This window comes from Chryseolinea sp. T2 (assembly GCF_037203685.1).
Taxonomy (GTDB): domain Bacteria; phylum Bacteroidota; class Bacteroidia; order Cytophagales; family Cyclobacteriaceae; genus Chryseolinea.
The window spans coordinates 26209-41737 of sequence record NZ_JBBCAU010000003.1; the positions used below are offsets into that span (position 1 = coordinate 26209).

16 protein-coding genes are annotated in these 15529 nt (G+C 47.5%); 4 read left to right on the forward strand and 12 right to left on the reverse strand.

Annotated features, from left to right (window positions below; genetic code table 11):
• Positions 1 to 49: 49 nt before the first annotated feature.
• The 3 genes from rsmH to WBG78_RS10000 form a co-directional block, all read right to left on the reverse strand.
• A complete protein-coding gene (rsmH, locus tag WBG78_RS09990; RefSeq protein ID WP_337326278.1) occupies positions 50 to 955 on the reverse strand; it encodes a 16S rRNA (cytosine(1402)-N(4))-methyltransferase RsmH in 906 nt (301 codons plus the stop codon).
• 5 nt (positions 956 to 960) lie between these two features.
• Entirely contained in the window at positions 961 to 1407 is a 447-nt protein-coding gene (gene mraZ / locus WBG78_RS09995) for a division/cell wall cluster transcriptional repressor MraZ (RefSeq protein WP_337326279.1), read from the reverse strand.
• Between the two features lie 218 nt (positions 1408 to 1625).
• Positions 1626 to 2801, reverse strand: a complete 1176-nt coding sequence (locus WBG78_RS10000; RefSeq protein ID WP_337326280.1) for a CaiB/BaiF CoA transferase family protein — start codon at positions 2799 to 2801, stop codon at positions 1626 to 1628.
• Between the two features lie 121 nt (positions 2802 to 2922).
• Here WBG78_RS10000 and WBG78_RS10005 point away from each other — a divergent pair, with 121 nt between their 5' ends.
• The 3 genes from WBG78_RS10005 to WBG78_RS10015 all read left to right on the forward strand — a co-directional run bounded on the left by WBG78_RS10005 (position 2923) and on the right by WBG78_RS10015 (position 6117).
• The gene (locus tag WBG78_RS10005) at positions 2923 to 4191 is read left to right on the forward strand and encodes a peroxiredoxin family protein (protein WP_337326281.1); all 1269 of its coding nucleotides are present in this window, start codon (positions 2923 to 2925) and stop codon (positions 4189 to 4191) included.
• Positions 4192 to 4334: 143 nt separating this feature from the next.
• On the forward strand, positions 4335 to 5510 hold the full coding sequence (gene mnmA / locus WBG78_RS10010) for a tRNA 2-thiouridine(34) synthase MnmA (RefSeq protein WP_337326282.1): 1176 nt from the start codon (positions 4335 to 4337) through the stop codon (positions 5508 to 5510).
• Between the two features lie 76 nt (positions 5511 to 5586).
• Positions 5587 to 6117, forward strand: coding sequence for an outer membrane beta-barrel protein (locus tag WBG78_RS10015; protein WP_337326283.1), 531 nt, complete (start codon positions 5587 to 5589; stop codon positions 6115 to 6117).
• Positions 6118 to 6408: 291 nt separating this feature from the next.
• Here the strand turns inward: WBG78_RS10015 and WBG78_RS10020 are convergent, their stop codons facing one another.
• A complete protein-coding gene (locus tag WBG78_RS10020) occupies positions 6409 to 6975 on the reverse strand; it encodes a DUF502 domain-containing protein (RefSeq protein WP_337326284.1) in 567 nt (188 codons plus the stop codon).
• A 33-nt stretch (positions 6976 to 7008) separates the two neighbouring features.
• Positions 7009 to 7701 carry a (d)CMP kinase gene (cmk, locus tag WBG78_RS10025; RefSeq protein WP_337326285.1) on the reverse strand — a complete coding sequence of 231 codons (693 nt, stop codon included), beginning with the start codon at positions 7699 to 7701 and terminating at the stop codon, positions 7009 to 7011.
• Positions 7702 to 8060: 359 nt separating this feature from the next.
• Here cmk and WBG78_RS10030 point away from each other — a divergent pair, with 359 nt between their 5' ends.
• Positions 8061 to 8342 carry a hypothetical protein gene (locus tag WBG78_RS10030; protein ID WP_337326286.1) on the forward strand — a complete coding sequence of 94 codons (282 nt, stop codon included), beginning with the start codon at positions 8061 to 8063 and terminating at the stop codon, positions 8340 to 8342.
• Between the two features lie 19 nt (positions 8343 to 8361).
• Here the strand turns inward: WBG78_RS10030 and WBG78_RS10035 are convergent, their stop codons facing one another.
• The 7 genes from WBG78_RS10035 to rpsI all read right to left on the reverse strand — a co-directional run bounded on the left by WBG78_RS10035 (position 8362) and on the right by rpsI (position 15526).
• Complete coding sequence (locus tag WBG78_RS10035; protein WP_337326287.1) at positions 8362 to 9771, reverse strand: MATE family efflux transporter; 1410 nt, start codon at positions 9769 to 9771, stop codon at positions 8362 to 8364.
• A 210-nt stretch (positions 9772 to 9981) separates the two neighbouring features.
• A complete protein-coding gene (locus WBG78_RS10040) occupies positions 9982 to 10695 on the reverse strand; it encodes a head GIN domain-containing protein (RefSeq protein WP_337326288.1) in 714 nt (237 codons plus the stop codon).
• A 188-nt stretch (positions 10696 to 10883) separates the two neighbouring features.
• Positions 10884 to 12236, reverse strand: coding sequence for an NAD-dependent succinate-semialdehyde dehydrogenase (locus WBG78_RS10045; RefSeq protein WP_337326289.1), 1353 nt, complete (start codon positions 12234 to 12236; stop codon positions 10884 to 10886).
• 106 nt (positions 12237 to 12342) lie between these two features.
• On the reverse strand, positions 12343 to 13086 hold the full coding sequence (locus WBG78_RS10050) for a polysaccharide deacetylase family protein (protein WP_337326290.1): 744 nt from the start codon (positions 13084 to 13086) through the stop codon (positions 12343 to 12345).
• Between the two features lie 319 nt (positions 13087 to 13405).
• The gene (tsf, locus tag WBG78_RS10055; protein ID WP_337326291.1) at positions 13406 to 14239 is read right to left on the reverse strand and encodes a translation elongation factor Ts; all 834 of its coding nucleotides are present in this window, start codon (positions 14237 to 14239) and stop codon (positions 13406 to 13408) included.
• Between the two features lie 118 nt (positions 14240 to 14357).
• Positions 14358 to 15128 (reverse strand): 30S ribosomal protein S2, encoded by a 771-nt coding sequence (gene rpsB, locus WBG78_RS10060; RefSeq protein WP_337326292.1) that lies wholly within the window; start codon positions 15126 to 15128, stop codon positions 14358 to 14360.
• A gap of 11 nt (positions 15129 to 15139) precedes the next feature.
• On the reverse strand, positions 15140 to 15526 hold the full coding sequence (rpsI, locus tag WBG78_RS10065; protein ID WP_337326293.1) for a 30S ribosomal protein S9: 387 nt from the start codon (positions 15524 to 15526) through the stop codon (positions 15140 to 15142).
• Positions 15527 to 15529 lie beyond the last annotated feature (3 nt).

A 15529-nucleotide genomic window follows, 5' to 3' on the forward strand; every position in this document is an offset into this window, starting at 1 on the left:
CCTTACTCAAAAACTTTTTAACACAATCATCCTCACATTCCTGTCTCTTCTACAGCTTCTCTGCTACACGCAGTTTCGCGCTTCTCGCACGATTATTTTCTGCCACCTCATCCGCCGACGCCTCTATCGGTTTTTTGTTTACCGGTTTGAAAGGCCGCAATTCATTTCCATAAAAATCCTTCTCGACATCGCCAAACATCTTTCCCTTCATCATGTAGTTTTTTACCATGCGGTCTTCCAGAGAGTGATAAGACATCACAACCAGTCGACCGCCCGGTGACATGACTTCGCCGCATTGGTGCAAAAAATCTTCAAGAGCTTTCATTTCTTCGTTAACCTCGATACGAAGCGCCTGAAACACCTGGGCGAAATATTTGTTCTCCTTTCCTCTTGGGGCTGCTGACTGGAGTGCGCTTTTAAGATCCGTCGTCTTTTCTAACGGTCGGTCTACACGGAACTGAGCGATTAGTCTCGCTGCAGTGCGCGCATTCTTCAGCTCGCCATACATGCCCAAAATTTTATGGAGTTGATCTTCGGGATACTCATTCAATACCTTGGCTGCGGTAACACTCGCGTGCTGATCCATTCGCATGTCCAGGGGACCATCGAAGCGTGTTGAAAATCCACGTTCGGGCGAATCGATCTGATGCGATGATATACCCAGATCGGCCAATATGCCGTTTACCTGGGTAACACCGTTCAGCTTCAGGTATCGCTTCATATGCATGAAGTTGGCCTGACAAAATGTTAAAGAACGATTGCCGATTTTCTCAGCTTCAATTCTCGCGTCATCATCCTGGTCGAAAGCAATGAGGCGTCCGCCTTTGAGATGTTCGAGTATTTTCTTTGAGTGTCCGCCACCTCCAAAGGTGACATCCACGTAAGTTCCTTGCGGATCGATGCGAAGTCCTTCCAGGCATTCCTGCAGCATCACCGGCTTGTGATACTCCGTCATCTGCACTAGCCCTCCCGCTTCTTCGGCCCCATTACCTTCTCCGTGTACGCTGCAACCTGTTGAGCCGGAACCACATTGGGTTCCAGTTGCTGGTTATTCCAAACCTCAATCTTGTTACCAACGCCCAGCAGCTTTATATCCTTATCAATGCTTGCCCAGCTGAGCAGCATTTTCGGAATCAGTATGCGGCCACTTGAATCAAACTCCAACTCAGCGGAATTCGGTATAACACTTCTCTTTAAAATCCGGTGCTCCTCCACAAACTCACTCAACGCGTTAATCTCTTCAAACACCTTCTCGAACTCATCGGTAGGATAAATCGTCAGACAGGTCTCATAACCCTTGGTAATAACGAGCTTGTCGTTCGCAAACTGCGAACGATACTTTGACGGCAACGCCATTCGGCCCTTTGCATCAAGTTTAATCTCGTAAGTCCCGTAGAAGCGGATCATCAGACGTAGTGGTTGTCCTGTCCCCCGGTATTGGGTTCTTCCAAACAAACATAAGGGAATTCCCACCACTTTCCACCACTTTCCCCCACATTTTTACATTTTAGACAGAAAAAAGGCAAAAAGATCCACCAAGCGTCGTTTTCGGCGACGAAATGCAGGGAATTTCAAGGATACAAAGCGCTAAAATCCGGATTCCCGGTCTGGCAGGTCAGTAAAATTCATCGGACAGCACCGGCTTGAAGCAGCTCCGCAACGGTTTGAACATCGTAATTGAGCACCTGCGTCAATATTTCGCGGGTATGCTGCCCGGCGGTGGGTGGAGGCAGTAAATGAAACGACTCGGGGTGGGTAAAAGTGGGGCCCACATACGTCTTTACACCCCTGAGAGAGGCGCTATCCAGTATAAGTCGCCTGGCAGCTTCCATGTCGAAGACCTGAGCCAGGTTTTGAACTATTCCGGCAGGTATTCTTGCTGCCTGCATGGCCGTCATGAGCGTTGCGGTGTGCTGTTGCCGTACCGCCTCGCTCAAGGTAATATGTAAATCGGCCCTGTTATGAACGCGCTCAATATTGGTCTGGTAACGCGGATCAGCGGCTATTTCCGGAATATTCAATACATCGCAGAGAGAGGAAAACTGCCTGTCAGTGCCTACGGCCAGCAGGATTTCATCGCCCTCGAGAGTCGTAAACACGTCACCATAAGGGGCAATATTTGGATGCGCCGAGCCCTTCTTCTGGGGGATCTTCCCTCCGACCAGCCAGTTCGTACCCTGGTTCGCCAGCGAAGAAAGCGCAGCATCAAGCAACGATACTTCCACCAAATGGCCAGTGCCAGTCCTTTCAAGATTGAGCAGCGCCAGCAGCAGTCCCTCCTTAAGATGATGGGCAGCCAGTATGTCAATCAATGCTACAGGCATTTTCAGGGAACGCCCTCCCACTTCGCCGTTCATGAACATAAATCCCGCTTCAGCCTGGAGCACGGCGTCATATCCTACGCGGTCATCCTGGGGGCCATAGCCGGTAATCCGACCGTAGATTAATCGGGGGTTCAACTCACGAAGACTCTCATAGTCAACGCCAAGTTTTCTATCATCACCCGGCTTGTAGCTGGAAATAACGACATCGGATTGTCGGGCAAGTTCGCGAACGATAATCCGGCCCCGTTCCTGCCGAAGGTCAACCAAAATAGACTTCTTGCCCCAGTTCACAGAGGTGAAATAGGCTGAGCGATCATCAGTTGCCTCTCCTGGGACTTTCCATGTTCTGGTTACGTCACCCTGCGTCAACAGATTCTCCACTTTAATTACTGACGCTCCCAGTTCGGCGAAGAACTGACCAACAGAGGGGCCGGCAAGTACCGTTGCCAGCTCAAGCACTTTCAAAGAATCGAACATCTAAATCGATTGAATAAACGAACAACTTGCAAATTGCGATAGTAAGATATTTATGTAAATCATTTGAGGCATTTTTGTGTTCTTTATGGAATCTCTGCCTGACTGATAGATAATTAAATCCATGACATTGATCCATCGAACTGCGACCTCTTTCCTGACACTCGTAACCATTGGGTACCTCATGGCTTCGTGCCTTGCCAGGAAAGAAGAAAGTACTTTAAAGACGGGCGTCTGGCGTGCCACTCTTTCATTGCAGGAACAGGAACTACCTTTTCATCTCGACATCTCCAGGAATGGAGCTGACCAATATGTTGCTTACCTGCGGAATGCAGGAGAGAGAATATTGTTAGATGAAATCACCGTGCACGACGACTCTGTTAATATCGCTTTGCACGTCTTCGATGCAAACATCAAGGCCCGCATCTCAGATAACGAACTCGACGGGCTGTTCATCAAGAACTATGAAAAGAATTACCGGGTGCCGTTCCATGCAACGTTCGGCGACACTTTCCTATTCAAGAAGGGAAAGTCAGGCGCTGATGTTCCTGACTTTGATGGAGAATATGAAGTAAGGTTTGTGCATGAACAGGATACAACGCCTGCGATAGGCGTCATTCATCAGTTTAAGGATAGCGTAACTGCTACGTTCCTCACTCCTACCGGCGATTACCGTTACATCGGAGGAACGATCACGGATGGAACTCTGAGGATGAGCACTTTTGATGGTAATCACTCTTATATATTCTATGCCACCAAGCTTGCTGACGGGACACTTTCGGGGGAATTCTATTCCGGCAAGACCTGGAAAGAGTCCTGGACTGGTGTAAAAAAAGATCATCCGACCATGCCCGATCCCGAGAGCTTAACTTATCTGAAGCCAGGCCATGAAAGGATTGAGTTCAGCTTTCCGGATGTAAATGGAAACAAGGTCTCGCTTAACGATGAGAAGTACAGGAATCAGGTTGTAATCCTGCAGATCCTGGGAACGTGGTGTCCCAACTGCATGGACGAAACAAAATTTCTTGGTCCCTGGTACGAACAGAATAAAGATCGCGGTGTAAAGATCATTGGATTGGCTTACGAACGAAAAGATGACTTTACGTATGCCAGCGAACGTGTAAAGAAGATGATTGACAAGTTCGACGTTCATTACGACTTCGTTATTGCCGGCACAAATGACAAAGCGAAAGCGTCGGAGACTTTACCTGCTCTGAATAAGGTCGTGGCTTTTCCTACAACAATCTTCATTGGCAAAGATGGTAAGGTGAAAAAAATCTACACCGGGTTTAACGGCCCGGGAACGGGGAAATACTATGAAGAGTATGTGCAGCATTTCAATGAAACGGTGAATGAGCTATTAAGTGAGAAGGAGGTTGTAGGTGCACCTTAGGAATTAAGAATTAAGAGTTAAGAATTAAGAATTGGCTGTCAGCCTTCGGCTGGCTGCGGTCACGACCAAGGTCGTGGACATTGTAAGTGTAGGGCGGTGAATAGAGTAAAGTTGTAAATTAGGAATAGTTAAAAGTCAGGTCAGTGAAAGAGCGGGTTGTTGTTGGACTATCAGGTGGTGTCGATTCCAGTGTAGCTGCGTATTTGCTTCTTCAGCAGGGATACGAAGTTATCGGCATGTTCATGAAGAACTGGCACGATGACTCTGTTACTATAAGCGACGAATGCCCCTGGCTCGATGACAGCAATGACGCTATGATCGTTGCACAGCATCTCAACATTCCCTTTCAGGCAATTGATCTGAGTGCAGAATATAAAGAACGCATCGTTGATTACATGTTTGCTGAATATGAAAGAGGGCGAACACCAAACCCTGACGTACTATGCAATCGCGAAATCAAGTTTGACATCTTTCTGCAGGCCGCACTGAAGCTAGGCGCAAAGTATGTGGCCACCGGACATTATGCGCGTCGGGCTGTAACAGAAGACAATGGGAAACCCATATACCATCTGCTCAGTGGAAAGGATGGCAACAAAGACCAAAGCTATTTCCTTTGTCAGCTTACGCAGGAGCAACTATCCCGCTCGTTGTTTCCTATTGGCGAACTACAAAAATCAGAAGTTAGAAGTATTGCACGTGAGACCGGACTTGTAACAGCAGACAAGAAAGATTCTCAGGGACTCTGCTTTGTAGGCAAAGTGCATCTTCCTGAATTTCTGCAGCAACGGCTGAAACCAAAAAAAGGAAAGGTCCTTGAGGTTCCGGCTACTGCTGGTGTATTTAACAATGGGTTATCAGCTGATGATCTGGAAGGTATAACTGCCAAATACGAACTCCGTCCTGATATAGGCGAAGTGGTTGGCGAACACAGGGGCGCACACTACTATACTATTGGTCAACGCAAGGGCCTGCATATCGGTGGGTACGAAAAACCGCTATTTGTAATCGGTACAGATACGGAGCAAAACATTATTTACACAGGCATGGGCGACGAGCACCCGGGTCTTTACCGTAAGGGGCTATTTATACCGGCGAGTGATGTCCATTGGATTCGTAAAGACCTGGTGATGAACTCCGGGGAATCGCGTCCCTATCTGGCACGAATCCGGTATCGGCAGCCCTTGACTCCCTGCACTTTACATCAACGAGCTGAAGGGCTGTTTGTAGTCTTTGAAGTGCCTCAGCGGGGTGTCACGCCAGGCCAGTTCTGTGCGTGGTATGATGGCGAGGAATTGATCGGTTCGGGTGTTATCAGTTGATGACAATTTCCGGTTCAAGGCAACAATTTTCAAGTGTTTGCGTATTTTTACCCGAACTTTATAACAAATACGCTTTATGAAAAAATATTTCTCGATGCTGGCTGGCGCAATGATGCTCCTGGCGATTTCCTATTCCAATGTCAATGCACAGGATGGAGTTGCTAAGGGTGACTTCCTGCTTAGCCCATTCATTGGAGGACCGTATGTATACGCTGGTGGTGGCTTCACTATGGGCGTTCAGGGAGAGTATGCTTTCACAGACGAAATCAGTGGTGGTGGTTACTTCGCTTACACACGGTGGGACTATGGGTACGTTGGTAGCGACATCAGCTATAACTTCATCGACTTTGGCGTTCGTGCTTCTTACCACTTTGCCAAGTTGCTTAAAGTTCCCAATAAGAAATTCGATCCGTATGCCGGCGCGCAGTTGGGTTTCGTTGCATCCAGCTATGATTATAACGGCTCTTACAACGATCCTTACGATGGCGGTGTTCGTGCAGGTCTTTACGCTGGTGCACGCTGGTTCTTCAACGAAAAAGTTGGTGTGTTTGGTGAAGTAGGATGGGCTCTCGATGCGGTATCAATCGGAGCTACCTTCAAACTCTAATCAACCAGGGAAATAAAAAAGTGAGCCTTCTGCTAATGCAGAAGGCTCACTTTTTTATTAGTCCTTAGTCCTGAGTCCTGAGTCGTTAGTACTGGTTGGTAGTTGGGTTATACTATAGTAGTGGCTTAGTGTGAGTAGCTGTAGTTCTAGTAGTAGTATAGTAGTAGTAGTATAGTAGTAGTATAGTAGTAGTATAGTAGTAGTAGTATAGTAGTAGTGCAGGTGTACTCTAAACTACCAATACTACAAACCAATACTCAGGACTCAGGACTAAAGACTAAGGACTAATCTTCACGTCTGCTCCCGAAATCCACTCACCCCTCCTGAAACAATAAACTTCATGGCCTGCGGGCCGGATACGTTGAGAGGCTGAACATTCTCCTTCGAGACGAAATAGTGAAATCCGGAAAATGCATAAGAATGTGGAAAGTAAACTACAACCATGTCGTTAAGGCCGAGATCGTTCAGGTCAGGTTGTGTGATGAATCCTAATTGAAATAAGTTGTTGTCCTTGTTGATGCGAACAAGTACTGGCCTGTTGAACTTCTTTTTATCTCCAACAAATGCACCCAGCAAGTCCTTTAATGCTGAATAGATAAGTTTAACCAGAGGAATCTTGTTGATCACCTGATCGAGCCACATGCCAGCAGTTTTGAATGCAAAGTTTGTCGTCAGATATCCAAAGGCGGTAATGCCAATCAGAATAAGAAGAACACCCAGTCCCGGGTACGGCAATGACAGCAGGCTGTCCAGCCAAACGAAGGACACAAAAATGAAATATACGGTCGCCACCAGCGGTACGATGAAAAGCGTACCACTAAAAAAGTAGCGTACGAATCGTCTGAAGGTATTTTGCACGCTTGTTTTTGTTAACCAAATGTAGGATCAAACTTAGACTGCAGGTTGCAACATTTTGGCAATAGCCATTCTCACCACCTCGTCAACCTGCTCGTCGAAGCTTACATGTGTCGTATCAATCAATATCGCATCGGCGGCCTGACGGAGAGGGCTTTCTGCGCGGGTGGTATCGATCCTGTCACGTTCGAGGATATTTTCCAATACGTCATCAAGATCGACCATCTGATCGCGATCCAGTAACTCTTTCTGTCTTCGAAAGGCTCTTACCAGTATGTCCGCTTTCATAAACAACTTGAGTTCGGCATGTGGAAATACAACGGTACCGATATCACGGCCATCCATCACGACGCCTTTTTCACGTCCCATGCGGCGTTGCTGTTCAACCATCGCGACCCGCACATCCTTGATGGTGCTCACCTGGCTAACCATTTCAGAGACACGCATCTTTCGGATTTCATTTTCAACACTAAGTCCGTTTAGATAAGTCTCCGTCTTGCTCTTTGAGTTCACTTTAAAGGAAATGTGAATCTGCTCCAGCGCTTTAGACACCTCCTTTGGGTTAGTCAGCGCAATATGCTGGTCGAGAAAATATAGGGTAACAGCACGATACATTGCGCCTGTGTCAATGTATCGGTAACCAAGAACCTTCGACACTTCTTTTGCCGTCGAACTCTTGCCGCAAGCGGAGTAGCCATCGATAGCAACTACAATTTTCCGAAGGTTCATTAGCAGTCTTTTAGCGGGCAGGGTATTTCTTTTCCCGGCTTCAACTTCTTGTGCTTCTTATGATGGGACGCGCAGCTGTCGAGGGACAGCGTTATCATACAAATAGTTACAAAAGTCAGTACTCTCTTCACGGGACCAAAAGTAATAATTTAATGAGGTTTTGAGGCACTTTCCAGCGGCGACTTTGGTGCCGCAAGCCTATTTTTCAACAACATACAAAATCTTTAAAATCATTCGAGGCCGAAAGCCAATGACGACCAGTGACCACCAGTCCCGCCAATTGGATGGAGTTCCGTCCCAACCACCGGCGCCGATTAATCGTTAAATTGCCTTATAACATGTGTGAGGAAACACCAATTATGGAATCTGAAAAACAGCAAAACGAAAAACGATTCGAAAACTTTGGCAAGAAGGTCGACAACTTCATGGATGAACTGGACGAGGCCAGTGTACGTCTGCAAAAGGAATTCAGCGAAAGGTTTGAGGAGTTGAAAGTTTCGGCGGAGAAACTAAGAAAAGAAGCGGAAAGCAGCGATCGCTGGAAAGAAGTTGAAGCAAGCTTAAAGCGGGCCGGTGAAGAGCTGGGTAAGGCAGTAAAGGCAGCATTCAAGAAAAGAGAAGATGTGCCGCCCGGCTCTTAGCCAGGCAGCACGTCTTCAATCATATTTTTACTGCTTTCCACTTCCCCTGGCGGAATATGAGTATTCCCGCTACGGCCATTAGTGACTCTGCGAGAGATACTGCTATATACACTCCCATTGGTCCGGTTTCAAACACTTTGGCAAGCGTATAAGCCAATGGAATCTGGAACATCCAGAATCCTATGAAACTGATAACGGTTGGGGTACGCGTATCACCGGCGCCGTTAAAGGACTGCGTGATCACCATACCGTACGAATAGAGCACATAACCCAATGAGACGATCTTGAGGCATTGAATACCATTATTTAAAGCCTCTACATCCGTCGTGAACAGCCCCAGGATTGGCCCTGCCAGACTAAAGAACACAACGGTGATCACCGCCATGAACACCATGTTGAAAAACGCCGCGCGCCATACTGATTGCTCAGCGCGATCGGCAGAACCTGCTCCCAGATTTTGACCAACCAGTGTGGCGGATGCATTTGCCATTCCCCACGCGGGTAACAAGGCGAAAATAATGACCCTGATCGCTATCGTGTAACCTGCAAGGGCAGCACTTCCGAAATCAGATATTATTCTCATGAGGAAAATCCAGCTCGCTGATCCGATCAGGAATTGTCCTGTACCACCAGCTGATACCACGATAAGCTTTCTGATGATATCCAGCTTCGCTTTGAGATCAGTGATTCGCACTGCAATTCTTCCATGTCCTTTCTGAAGGTGATAGAGTTGATACAGCACTCCAATGCCTCTCCCGGTGTTAGTGGCAATGGCCGCACCCTCGACACCGAATGATGGAATGGGTCCCCATCCGAAAATAAACAGCGGATCCAAAGCAATGTTGACTGCATTCGCTATCCACAAAGAACGCATAGCTATTGTAGCATCTCCGGCGCCGCGAAAGATTCCGTTGATTACGAACAGCATCACAATGGTGATGTTGCCCGAAAGCATACCGCGTGTATAGCCAGAGTTGTTTTCAATCAGGCGCTCAGACGCACCCATGAAACGAAGGAGGTCTTCTGCAAAGAAGAAACCTACGAAGGCAATTACCAAAGACAGACAGACGCCCACGATAACGGCTTGTCCGGCGGCCACTTCTGCTGCCTGAAGGTCCTTCTCACCTACTCTTCTCGCCACCATGGCTGTAGCGCCCATGCCGATGCCCATGGCGAGTGAATACAAGACCGTTAGCATGGACTCCGTTAGCCCAACCGTGGCGACAGCTTCATTGTCGTGTAAAAGACTTACAAAGAATACGTCGACAACAGCAAACAAGGCTTCCATGGACATTTCCAGTATCATTGGAACGGCCAGAAGGAAGATTGCCCTGTCTATTGGAGTTTGTGTGTAGTCGTGTTCGCCACCGACAATAGCCTGACGAAATAGACGTGCGAAAGTTTTTATTTTATGATTAAGAGATGACATGATCAATGATTTAAGGATACGCAATTTGATAAAGAGGGATCGAATCCCTGTGCGGCGCTCCAAAAAACCATATCTGGAGGCGCCAGATTAAATGACCATGTTCATATGTAGTGTGGTTCGTGCCATAATGGGCTTGTAAAAAAAATACAACGGGCAATCACAATTAAGGTTGCCCGTTGTTCAAGAAAAATCTGAAAAATATTTGTGTCGCTAGTCTTTAGCGATAGAACTCGCACCTGAAACATCTGATTGAACAGCAGGGCTTCCCCGGTATAACAACCTGCTCGCGCCCGTTGCCTTCGCGTCGAGGTCGTCGCTCACGGTAACTTTGCCATAACTGGCACCTGATACATTAACAGCGGCAGCACGCACCGGATATTCAAACGCATTAAGCTCAGATGCACCGGAAATTTCCGCGGTCATCTCGTCGCCTAAACCTTCTATGTCAAGCTTCGACGCTCCTGACAACACGAGATTGATCTTCCGATAGCCGGCCTCAAGTTCACAAAGCGAGCCACCCGATAGATAAAAGTCGAGTTGCTGGTCACTTTCAAACTCTTCGATCTTTGAATAGGTGCCTCCTGATAAATTTACACTTGTCAGGGCGGGCATCCTGATCTCAATCCGCGTGGAGTGCTTTCGGTTTACACTGTTCTTGAATCGCGCGATGAGTGTTCCCCCATTCACAAACACTTCAAGATCGTCGAGGTTACGGGAATCACCGTGGGCCTCCACCTGAAAAGATGATGACTGCTCTACTTCTATACGGAATCCGCTGCCCATTTCGATGCGGTCGAAATCCATAACGGCAAAATCACGCTTATCTTCCCATAGGGGACCTGGGTCCTCGGTATGCGTACAAGAAGTGGCTACCAGCAACACTGCGGCAAGTGTGAAGCTCAGTCTGCTTAAATAACTGGACATATCTTTTCTGTTTGTTTGTTCTTAGACAATCGAACAAACGGCTACCCCTATGCAGGGTTAAAAGAAAAAGGAACAGTCCGTAAGAAACTCCTTCCCGCGTATGTTCAGTCCGATCACGAAGTATTCAGCACGGCGGGAAATGACTGAATGGTTAATGGTGGCACTTTCGATTTTGGAAATACTTCCGATCAGGAAATAGAAATTGTCTTCGCGTTTACAAACTCCTTAATGCCGGCCTCGGACAGTTCACGCCCGTAACCAGACTTTTTGACGCCGCCGAAGGGAAGTCTTTGGTCGGATTTCATCAGCGCATTCACGAATACGGAGCCTGAATCGATTTGACGCGCCACTCTTTCACCGCGGTCGCGATCTGTAGTCCATACCGAGGCGCCAAGTCCATAGCGACTTCTGTTCGCAAGCTCAATGGCGTGATCTTCATCCTTTGCTATCACGACGGCAGCAAGCGGACCAAATGTTTCCTCATCGAAGGCTGCCATGCCGGGCTGTACCCGATCGATCAGCGTAGGCTGAAAATTACTACCCGAGCGACTACCCCCTGCTTCCAGCACAGCGCCCGCGCCAATTGATTGTTTCATCTGCTTTTCCAAAGCCTCCGCGAGATCAACTCTCGCAACGGGCCCCATATTGGTCGACGTGTCGAGAGGATTGCCCTGTTTGATTTTCTTTATGGACTCAATAAAACGTTGCATGAATTCATCGTGGATCTCCCTGTGCACGATGAAACGCTTTGCTGATATGCACGACTGCCCGGCATTCTGCATGCGTGATTGCGTCGCCACCTTTACCGTGAGGTCAAGATCGGCATCCTTCAAAACGACAAACGGATCACTTCCACCTAACTCAAGAACTGACCTTTTGATATGCTTTCCTGCAATCGAAGCGACCTTGCCGCCGGCCTCCTCGCTTCCTGTTAAGGCCACTCCCTGAACGATATCTGACGCGAGAACATGCTCGACATCTTTGCTTTCCATAACCAGCGACTGAAAAGCTCCCTTTGGAAATCCAGCCTCAATGAACGCCTCCTCGAGCAGCAGTGAACACGTTGTAACACTGGAGGCATGTTTGAGAAGTCCGACATTTCCCGCCATCAAAGCGGGAGCAGCAAACCGGATCACCTGCCAGAATGGAAAGTTCCAGGGCATAACCGCCAGTATGGCACCCGTTGGATGAAACGACACAAGACTCTTCTTCGCTTCCGTTGGTATTACAATGTCTTTAAGGTATTCTTCTGCGCGTTCAGCAAAGAACCGCAGTGCCGCTGCGCTCTTTTCTATTTCAGCGATCGCCTCTGGCATGATCTTGCCCATCTCCAGAGAAATGGTTCTGGCATAACGTTCTTTGTTCGTCGTCAGCACCACTGAGGCCGCCAGCATCTTCTCTCTTCGTTCTGCAAATGTTGTCCGCTTCCATTGGCGAAACGTCTGGCCGGCGAGTTCTATCCGTGACATCAGCGCTGCTTTGTCCAGTGTTGGAAATTCTCCCACTACTGATTGATCATATGGATTGATGGTGGTAATCATGATTCAATTCTGTTAAGTCGTTCAAAACTGTCTGAAGGAATACGTATCCAAAGGCTATTCCGTTGGCAATCCCCTAATGAAAAAACCTGTAAGTGGAAAAAATAATTCACTCTGTCTTTCCAAGCTGGTCAAATCTGTAGAACCGGAGTCCGTTTCGGCTACATTCTTTCAGAATGAATTCAAGGAATGCGGGATCGAAGCGATAGATAGAATCGCCCTCCATTGCGGGGACATGACCATAAAGCATCAGTACTTCTTTGCGTTCTCTTGCACGTTTGACAGCACTTTTTACCATCGCTGGCGTGAGCCCGCTATTTACATCTATGCCAACAGCAGACAGTTTATCATCACTGTCGAAACGATAATATATTTCATCGAGCAGCGAGATGTCCATATCACCAATTGCCGACACAGTCCTTACCCGGTCGAATCTGCGAAGCAGGAGAAAATCAGTGAACCAATATTTAGCACCATAGGGATATGCAAAATCAACTGACTCAAACCCCTCTTGTTTCAACTCATCAATATTCTGGTCGATTTCGTCGTGCAGGTACTTCTTATAGCCGTGCTCTTTTATAAATGTCTCTGCATTAACATGCATGGCTCCATGACTTCCAATCTCGTGGCCTTTATCAGCCATTGCTTTAAGTCTCACGACTTCATCCGGCCGAAGCGAATCCATTTGTGAGATGAAGAATGTAACGTGTGCGTTATACTTGTCCAGCAACGGCATCATATCGTACCACTCATCGATTGTCCGATCGTCAAATGACAGGCACACGCCGGGAGCACGATCGGGTTCCGGCGCACAGGAGAGCAGGAGGAGGAGGAGGGAAGGGAGGAACTTCATAGGAGTCCTTAGTACTTAGTCCTGAGTCTTTAGTTTGGTTTGTAGTATTTATAGTACCAAGTAAATGCTGGTAGCTGTGATACTATGAAGCTATGAAAATACTTTGACCTCAGGAAAATACTTTAACCTTAGAAAAACTCTAATGATACTATAACACCAGATATTATGATCTACGATACGATAACATCAGGATACTATAATCTATCATACTACTAACCAAACTCAGGACTAAGGACTCAAGACTAAATACTCCTCGCTAGAAAGCACGAAAGCCGCTCAATACTGAGCGGCTTTCATCATTATCGTTTGTCGGAATTAATTAACCGATCGCCACGCGCTTGAACTCAGCTACAGTGAGACCTTTTGTTACGCTGTCAAGATATTGAGCAACGGTCTTAGAGTTATCTTTCACGAAAGGCTGAGCGAGAAGAGTATTGTCTTTGAAGAAGCGCTGGAGTTTTCCCTGAGCGATCTTCTCAACCATGTTTTCAGGCTTACCTTCAGCAAGGATCTGGGCCTTAGCAATCTCGAGTTCTTTCTCGATGATAGTCTTATCGACAGACTTATCGTCTACGCCAAGTGGATTCATGGCAGCGATCTGCATGCCAACGTCTTTGCCGGCATCAGTTACATCCTTGCCATTAACACCTTTCAGCGACACGAGTACACCAAGCTTGGAGCCAGCGTGGATGTAAGAAACTACAGCTTCACCCTTCATGTGCACGTACTCGCTTACTTCGATCTTCTCTCCGATCTTACCTACGAGTTCAACGATACGATCGTTGAGCGTAAGTTCACCTACCTTGATAGAGAGCAATGCATCCTTACTTGCTGGCTTGTTGCTGAAGGCTGTATCCACGATCAGCTTGCCGAGTGCCTGGAACTCTTCGTTCTTGGCAACAAAGTCGGTCTCGCAGTTCAATGCGATAAGTACTGCTTCTTTCTTGTCGTCGCTTGCTTTAACAAACACAGAGCCTTCTTTAGCATCGCGGTCAGAGCGGGAAGCAGATACTTTCTGTCCCTTCTTGCGAAGTATTTCAATGGCTTTATCAAAGTCTCCTTCGGCTTCAGTGAGGGCTTTTTTACAGTCCATCATACCGGCGCCGGTCATCTGGCGGAGCTTGTTTACGTCTTGTGCTGAAATGGCTGACATAATGTGATATTAATTTTCAGGTTAGCGTTGTTGGATATGGTTATAAACAAATCGTCCTACCAGCTTACGTGTAACAAAGCGGCAGGACGATCTTTAGATTGAGCGTATGTCTACTCTCTTATTTCGTTTCTTCTACGGCTTCGTCGACGCGTCTTTTCTCGTCTTCGTCTTTCTTATGCGCTGCATCTTCCTTGTCCTTCTTGCGCTCCATGAGTGATTCTTCAATCACTTTGCTGATGTGCTTCGTAAGGATAGAGATTGACTTGAAAGCATCGTCATTGGCGGGGATAGGGAAATCAACACCTCCAGGATCAGAGTTGGTATCCACCAATGCGAACACAGGGATATTCAATTTCTGCGCTTCTGTAACGGCGATGTGCTCACGCTTCACGTCGATTACGAACAAAGCGGCAGGAAGTCTGTTCAGGTCGGCAATACCGCCCAACAGTTTCTCAAGCTTTGCCTTCTCACGTGTGATCATGAGGCGCTCGCGCTTAGCGAGGTTGCCAAATGCTTCGTCCTTCATAAGCTTCTCGATCTGAGAGAGCTTCTTAAGAGACTTGCGGATCGTAGCGAAGTTGGTAAGCATACCACCCAGCCAACGTTCGGTAACGTAAGGCATGTTGAGGCGCTTTGCTTCCTCGGTAACGATATCCTTGGCTTGCTTCTTTGTAGCCACGAACATGATCTTGCGGCCAGAACGCACGATGTTGCGCAGGGCGAAAGTTGCTTCGTCGAGGCGAGCGAGCGTTTTGTTCAGATCGATGATGTGGATGCCATTGTTCTCCATGAAGATGAACTCTGCCATCTTTGGATTCCATTTGCGGGTAAGGTGACCAAAGTGTACACCTGCATCCAGCAATTCCTGATATGTTAAGTTTTGAGCCATTGTTCTTCGGATTAACGCTTGCTAAACTGGAATTTCCTTCTCGCCTTTCTTCTACCTGGCTTCTTCCGTTCAACCATACGTGAGTCGCGGGTCATGAAACCCTCTTTACGCAACGCGGGTTTGTGTTCAGCGTTTGCCTCAACGAGCGCGCGGGCTATGCCCAGGCGCACGGCTTCCGCCTGACCTGTGATGCCACCACCTTCTACATTGACAGTTACATCATAACCCGACTCCTGCTTCGTCGCAAGCAAAGCCTGCTTTACCAACGTCTGGTGAATCTCAGACAGGAAGTATTCTTTCAAAGCACGGTCGTTAACAGTGATGTCTCCCTTGCCTGGCTTAAGGTAAATCCGGGCTACAGAAGTCTTTCTTCTACCGATGGTGTTGATAATCTGCATGTA

Coding starts and splice junctions, on each gene's coding strand:
- tsf (WP_337326291.1), bottom strand. CDS start 14,239: ATGTCAGCCATTTCAGCACAAGACGTAAACAAGCTCCGCCAGATGACC.
- WBG78_RS10035 (WP_337326287.1), bottom strand. CDS start 9,771: ATGTCATCTCTTAATCATAAAATAAAAACTTTCGCACGTCTATTTCGT.
- cmk (WP_337326285.1), bottom strand. CDS start 7,701: ATGAACCTTCGGAAAATTGTAGTTGCTATCGATGGCTACTCCGCTTGC.
- WBG78_RS10050 (WP_337326290.1), bottom strand. CDS start 13,086: ATGAAGTTCCTCCCTTCCCTCCTCCTCCTCCTGCTCTCCTGTGCGCCG.
- WBG78_RS10030 (WP_337326286.1), top strand. CDS start 8,061: ATGGAATCTGAAAAACAGCAAAACGAAAAACGATTCGAAAACTTTGGC.
- WBG78_RS10040 (WP_337326288.1), bottom strand. CDS start 10,695: ATGTCCAGTTATTTAAGCAGACTGAGCTTCACACTTGCCGCAGTGTTG.
- rsmH (WP_337326278.1), bottom strand. CDS start 955: ATGACGGAGTATCACAAGCCGGTGATGCTGCAGGAATGCCTGGAAGGA.
- WBG78_RS10045 (WP_337326289.1), bottom strand. CDS start 12,236: ATGATTACCACCATCAATCCATATGATCAATCAGTAGTGGGAGAATTT.
- WBG78_RS10000 (WP_337326280.1), bottom strand. CDS start 2,801: ATGTTCGATTCTTTGAAAGTGCTTGAGCTGGCAACGGTACTTGCCGGC.
- WBG78_RS10005 (WP_337326281.1), top strand. CDS start 2,923: ATGACATTGATCCATCGAACTGCGACCTCTTTCCTGACACTCGTAACC.
- rpsB (WP_337326292.1), bottom strand. CDS start 15,128: ATGGCTCAAAACTTAACATATCAGGAATTGCTGGATGCAGGTGTACAC.
- WBG78_RS10015 (WP_337326283.1), top strand. CDS start 5,587: ATGAAAAAATATTTCTCGATGCTGGCTGGCGCAATGATGCTCCTGGCG.
- mraZ (WP_337326279.1), bottom strand. CDS start 1,407: ATGATCCGCTTCTACGGGACTTACGAGATTAAACTTGATGCAAAGGGC.
- rpsI (WP_337326293.1), bottom strand. CDS start 15,526: ATGCAGATTATCAACACCATCGGTAGAAGAAAGACTTCTGTAGCCCGG.